Below are 6424 nucleotides of genomic sequence, written 5' to 3' on the forward strand. Positions count from 1 at the left end.
CTGATGCTCGTCAGTCAAGCCACCACCACACTGGTAGGAGCAAGCTCGCTCCTACAGTAGGTAACGTTCACTTACTGACGGCTTCAGACGCTTGCCTCCCCGCTGTAATTGCTAGCCGTAGCTTAGCTCAAGCCCAGTTGCGCCCATATACGCCGAACATCTCGTCGCGCTTCCACCAATTGGTCGCCGCTGACCACCCCGGCTTCCTTTTGCAAGGCCTGGCGGTGGGCGACGGCGCGGAAGGCTTTGTACGCCTCACGCAACAGGCTGGCATCACTGGCGGGCATCAGCCCGGCCTGTTCCAGCCCTTCCAGAATGCGGATGTTATCGGTATAGCGCAGCAGTTCCGGGTGTTCCCTGGACCACGCCAGGGCCGCGTATTGCACCATAAATTCAATATCGACGATACCTCCGGCGTCCTGCTTGAGGTCGAACGGCACCGTGGCCTCGAAGGCATTCTGCGCCGTCCCGGCAGCGGTCAGCCGGGTGCCCAGGTTGTCGCGCATTTTGGCGCGCATCTCGCTGACTTCCTGGCGCAGCGTCGGCAAATCCCGCTCGCGGCCCAACACCTGCGCCCGCACGGCTTCAAAGGCCGCGCCGACCTGCTTGCAGCCCACCAGCACCCGCGCCCGCACCAGCGCTTGATGCTCCCAGGTCCAGGCTTCGTTCTGTTGATAGCGCTCAAAGGCCCCGAGCGAGCTGACCAACAACCCGGAAGCGCCTGACGGACGCAGGCGCATGTCGACTTCATAGAGCTGGCCGGAGTTGGTTTGCGCGGTGAGCAAATGGATGATCCGCTGGCCCAGCCGGGTGAAGAACTGCGCGCTGTCGATGGGCTTGGCGCCGTCGGTTTCGGCGTTGGGGTCGCCGTCATGGATAAACACCAGGTCCAGGTCCGAGCCGTGGCCCAACTCGATACCGCCGACTTTGCCGTAGCCCACAATAATAAAGCCGGGGTCGCACAGGCTGCCGTCCGCCCGCTGCGGCGTGCCGTACTTGGCCACGGTTTGGCGCCAGGCCAGGGCCAGCACTTGCTCCAGAATCGCCTCGGCCAGCCAGGTCAGGTAATCGCTGACCTTCATCAGCGGCAAGCTGCCGGCGATTTCTGAGGCCGCAACCCGCAGGCGGTGCGCCAGTTTGAAGTTACGCAGCGCTTCCATCTGCTGTTCAAGGTCGTCCTCGGGGATGCGCGTGAGCCGCTCGCGCAACTCGGCGGCCAACTCGGGCGCCAACGGTGGCTTGAACAGGCGCCCTTCGTTGAGCAACTCATCGAGCAGCAGCGGGAAGCGGGTGATTTGCTCGGCGATCCACGGGCTGGCCGCGCACAAAGTCAGCAGACGGCGCAGTGCGTCCGGGTTTTCGGTCAGCAACACCAGATACGCCGACCGTCGGGCCACGGCCTCAACCAGCGGCAACACACGCTCCAGCACCAGGTCCGGGTTGGCATGTTCCACCGCCTGCGCCAGCAAACGCGGGATAAACGCATCCAGACGCTCACGGCCCAAACGCTGCATGGCGCGCAACTGCGGGCTGGAACGCAGGTTGGCCAGTTGTTTCAAGGCTTTGGGCGCATCGACAAACCCGGCTTCTTCTAGTTGCGCACAGGCTGCTGCGTCATCCTGGACTTCTTCCCACAACGGCAACCACTCGCCGCCGACGATCAGCTCGCCTTCGTCGAGGTCTTCTTCCTCGTCCGGGTCGGCAATGACCTGACGGAAATGCCAGTCGATACGCCCACGCCACGCCATCAGTTGCTCATGGAACTGCGCCCACGTGTCAAAGCCCATCATAAAGGCGATGCGCGCCTGATCCTGTTCGCCGTCCGGGAGCATTTGCGTCTGACGGTCGGCAATGGCCTGGATCGCGTGCTCGGTGTAACGCAAAAATTCATAGCCTTCGCGCAACTCATTGACCACCGCAGCCGGCAGGTAGCCTTGCCCCTCAAGGATACTCAGCACTTTAAGCAGCGGCCGCTGTTGCAGGCTGAGGTCGCGCCCGCCGTGGATCAACTGGAACGCCTGGGCAATAAACTCGACTTCACGAATCCCGCCCGCGCCCAGCTTGATGTTGTCGGCCATGCCTTTGCGCCGTACTTCTTGCTGGATCAACTGCTTCATGGTGCGCAGCGCTTCGATGGCCGAGAAGTCGAGGTAGCGCCGATAGACAAACGGGCGCAGCAAGTCGAGCAACTGCGCGCCAGCCACCTGATCACCGGCCACCACCCGCGCCTTGATCATCGCGTAGCGTTCCCAGTCGCGGCCCTGGTCCTGGTAATACTGCTCCAGCGCGTTAAAGCTCAGCACCAGCGCGCCCGACGAGCCGTACGGCCGCAGGCGCATGTCAACGCGAAACACAAAACCGTCGACGGTCATCGGGTCCAGCGCCTTGATCAAGCGCTGGCCCAGGCGAATAAAGAACTCCTGGTTATCCAGCGGGCGCTTGGCGCCAACGGTTTCGCCGCCCTCGGGATAGGCGAAAATCAGGTCGATATCCGACGACAGGTTCAGTTCGACGGCGCCGAGCTTGCCCATGCCCAAAATCACCATCGATTGCGGCTCGCCGCTGCGGTGCCCGATGGGCGTGCCGAACTGCTGGCAATGGCGCTCATACAACCAGCGGTAGGCTTGATCAATGCTCGCATCGGCCATGTCCGACAAATCGCGGCAGGTTTCTATCAGGTCGGCCTGGCGGGTCAAATCACGCCAGATAATCCGCACTTGCTGGCGCGTGCGCTGGCGGCGCAGGGCGCGGCCCAGTTCTTCGTCGGTTTGCGCCTGCTGGGCGGCTTCGGCAATCTGCCCGCACAACTCGCCGGGGGCGAAGCTGCGGTCCAGTTCACCCCAGCTCACCAGTTCCAGCAACATCAAAGGGTCACGTAACACCTGTTCAATAAAGAAGTCGCTTGCCGCACTCACCCGGGCAAAGTCTGACCAGCGTTCAGACGACCATTCGTCGAGTCCCTGTTCGCCTTCCAGACCGGCCACGGCACTGCGCCAGGACTGCTCGGCGCGGCTGGCAAGGGGCAATAAAAGGGAGGGGATTGCGGCAAGCGAGGGAAGGCTCATGGTCTATCCTTGATCGGCGATGGTATTGCCGAGTACGGTGACTGGAAGAAACAGCGGTTAAACCCGACTGTCGAACAAAGGTTATAAATAGCTTAAAAACGTGATTCTTTAGCAAAAAAACATTGTCGCAACGGCCAAATACCAAACACAGAACCAACAATATCGATTTATCGCACAACCCAACAGGTGACCTTCGAAGGCTTCCCTGTAGTTTTACTACTGAGTCAAACACTCGAAAGGCTGAAATGAGCAACGATTTGTAGTAAAACTACACAACGCCGGAATCAACCTTCCGGTCATCCAAGAATTTATGTCGTCTGCCCACAAGGCCAGTCGCAAACTCAGGCAACCGATTCTGGAAGCCTTTCCGCCCTGGAGCAAGCCATGCAAGACCTCGATCCCGTCGAAACCCAGGAATGGCTGGACGCCCTGGAATCGGTTCTCGACAAAGAAGGCGAAGACCGTGCTCACTATCTGATGACCCGTATGGGTGAGCTCGCTACTCGCACCGGTTCGCAACTCCCGTACGCCATCACGACTCCATACCGCAACACGATTCCTGTTACCCACGAAGCACGCATGCCTGGCGACCTGTTCATGGAACGCCGCATTCGCTCGCTGGTACGCTGGAACGCCATGGCTATGGTTATGCGCACGAACTTGAAAGATTCTGACCTGGGCGGTCATATCTCCAGCTTCGCTTCCAGCGCAACCCTGTATGACATCGGCTTCAACTACTTCTTCCAGGCTCCGACCGAAGAACACGGCGGCGACCTGATCTACTTCCAGGGTCACACCTCGCCAGGCGTTTACGCCCGTGCGTTCATGGAAGGTCGCATCAGCGAAGATCAAATGAACAACTTCCGCCAGGAAGTCGACGGTCAGGGCCTGTCGTCCTACCCGCACCCTTGGCTGATGCCTGATTTCTGGCAGTTCCCGACGGTATCCATGGGCCTTGGCCCGATCCAGGCGATCTACCAGGCGCGTTTCATGAAGTACCTGGAATCGCGTGGTTACATCCCTGCTGGCAAGCAAAAAGTCTGGTGTTTCCTGGGCGACGGTGAGTGTGACGAGCCGGAATCCCTGGGCGCCATCTCCCTGGCTGGCCGCGAAAACCTCGACAACCTGATCTTCGTCATCAACTGCAACCTGCAGCGCCTCGACGGCCCGGTTCGCGGCAACGGCAAGATCATCCAGGAACTCGAAGGCGTGTTCCGCGGTGCTCAGTGGAACGTGACCAAAGTCATCTGGGGCCGTTTCTGGGACCCGCTGCTGGCCAAAGACGTCGACGGCATCCTGCAACGTCGCATGGACGAAGTCATCGACGGCGAGTACCAGAACTACAAAGCCAAAGACGGCGCGTTCGTACGTGAACACTTCTTCAACACGCCAGAACTCAAGGCGATGGTTGCTGACTTGTCCGACGACGAGATCTGGAAACTCAACCGTGGCGGCCACGACCCGTACAAGGTCTACGCGGCGTACCACGAAGCGGTCAACCACAAAGACCAGCCAACCGTCATCCTGGCCAAGACCATCAAGGGTTACGGCACTGGCGCTGGCGAAGCGAAAAACACGGCGCACAACACCAAGAAAGTCGATGTCGACAGCCTGAAGTTGTTCCGTGACCGTTTCGACATCCCGGTCAAAGATGAAGACATCGAGTCCCTGCCATTCTTCAAACCGGAAGAAGGCAGCGCCGAAGCCCGCTACCTGAGCGAGCGCCGCACTGCACTGGGCGGTTTCGTACCTCAGCGTCGCGCCAAGAGCCTGAGCATTCCGACTCCGCCACTGGACACCCTCAAGGCCATCCTTGACGGTTCCGGCGACCGTGAAATTTCCACCACCATGGCGTTCGTGCGCATCCTCGCACAGCTGGTGAAGGACAAGGACATCGGTCAGCGCATCGTCCCGATCATCCCGGACGAAGCCCGTACCTTCGGTATGGAAGGCATGTTCCGTCAGTTGGGCATCTACTCCTCCGTCGGCCAGCTCTACGAGCCAGTCGATAAAGACCAGGTGATGTTCTACAAGGAAGACAAAAAGGGCCAGATCCTCGAAGAAGGCATCAACGAAGCAGGCGCCATGAGCTCCTTCATCGCGGCCGGTACTTCGTACTCGAACCACAACCAGCCAATGCTACCGTTCTACATCTTCTACTCGATGTTCGGCTTCCAGCGTATTGGTGACCTGGCCTGGGCCGCTGGCGACAGCCGCACCCGTGGCTTCCTGATTGGCGGCACCGCCGGGCGTACCACGCTCAACGGTGAAGGCCTGCAACACGAAGACGGTCACAGCCACATCCTGGCCGCTACCATCCCGAACTGCCGCACCTATGACCCAACCTACGGCTATGAGCTGGCGGTGATCATTCAGGACGGCATGAAGAAGATGACCGAAGAGCAACAGGACGTCTTCTACTACATCACCGTGATGAACGAGTCTTACCAGCAACCTGCCATGCCGGCCGGTGTTGAGGAAGGCATCGTCAAAGGGATGTACCTGCTGGAAGAAGACACCAAGGAAGCGGCTCACCACGTACAACTGATGGGCTCCGGCACCATCCTGCGTGAAGTGCGTGAAGCGGCGAAAATCCTGCGTGAAGAGTTCAACGTCGGCGCTGACGTATGGAGCGTTACCAGCTTCAACGAACTGCGTCGCGACGGCCTGGCCGTTGAGCGTCACAACCGCCTGCACCCTGGCCAGAAGCCACAGCGCACCTTCGTTGAAGAGTGCCTGACTGGCCGTAAAGGTCCGGTGATTGCTTCTACCGACTACATGAAGCTGTTCGCTGAACAGATTCGTCAGTGGGTACCGGTCAAGGAATTCAAAGTGCTGGGCACTGACGGTTTCGGCCGCAGCGACAGCCGCAAAAAACTGCGTCACTTCTTTGAAGTAGACCGTCACTTCGTGGTGTTGGCAGCCCTGGAAGCTCTGGCTGACCGTGGTGAAATCGAACCTAAGGTGATTGCAGACGCTATCGTCAAGTTCGGTATCAACCCGGAAAAACGCAACCCACTGGACTGCTGAGGAGAATTTTTGTGAGCGAACTCATTCGAGTACCTGACATCGGCAGCGGTGACGGTGAAGTCATCGAACTGTTTGTAAAGGTCGGTGACCGTGTCGAAGCTGATCAGAGCATTCTGACGCTGGAATCGGACAAGGCGAGCATGGAAATCCCTGCGCCTAAAGCCGGTATCGTCAAAAGCCTGAAAGTAAAGCTGGGCGACCGCTTGAAAGAAGGCGACGAACTGCTTGAGCTGGAAGCTGAAGGCGGCGCTGCACCTGCCCCTGAAGCGGCCGCACCGGCGCCGGCTGCGGCGGCTGAAAAGCCAGCGGCTGCCCCTGCTGCCGAGGCC

General features: G+C 59.6%; 3 protein-coding genes. 2 read left to right on the forward strand and 1 reads right to left on the reverse strand.

The window, feature by feature from the left end; all coding sequences use genetic code 11:
* Positions 1–122: 122 nt before the first annotated feature.
* On the reverse strand, positions 123–3065 hold the full coding sequence (glnE, locus tag GHO32_RS19335; RefSeq protein WP_153334852.1) for a bifunctional [glutamate--ammonia ligase]-adenylyl-L-tyrosine phosphorylase/[glutamate--ammonia-ligase] adenylyltransferase: 2943 nt from the start codon (positions 3063–3065) through the stop codon (positions 123–125).
* A gap of 384 nt (positions 3066–3449) precedes the next feature.
* On the opposite strand from glnE, the gene aceE reads away from it, so the two are divergent.
* Positions 3450–6095 (forward strand): pyruvate dehydrogenase (acetyl-transferring), homodimeric type, encoded by a 2646-nt coding sequence (gene aceE, locus GHO32_RS19340; protein ID WP_153334851.1) that lies wholly within the window; start codon positions 3450–3452, stop codon positions 6093–6095.
* Positions 6096–6106: 11 nt separating this feature from the next.
* The coding region (locus tag GHO32_RS19345; protein ID WP_372239829.1) for a biotin/lipoyl-containing protein at positions 6107–6424 on the forward strand (318 nt) is incomplete at its 3' end.

The organism is Pseudomonas sp. FSL R10-2189 (genome assembly GCF_009600325.1).
Lineage (GTDB): Bacteria > Pseudomonadota > Gammaproteobacteria > Pseudomonadales > Pseudomonadaceae > Aquipseudomonas > Aquipseudomonas helleri.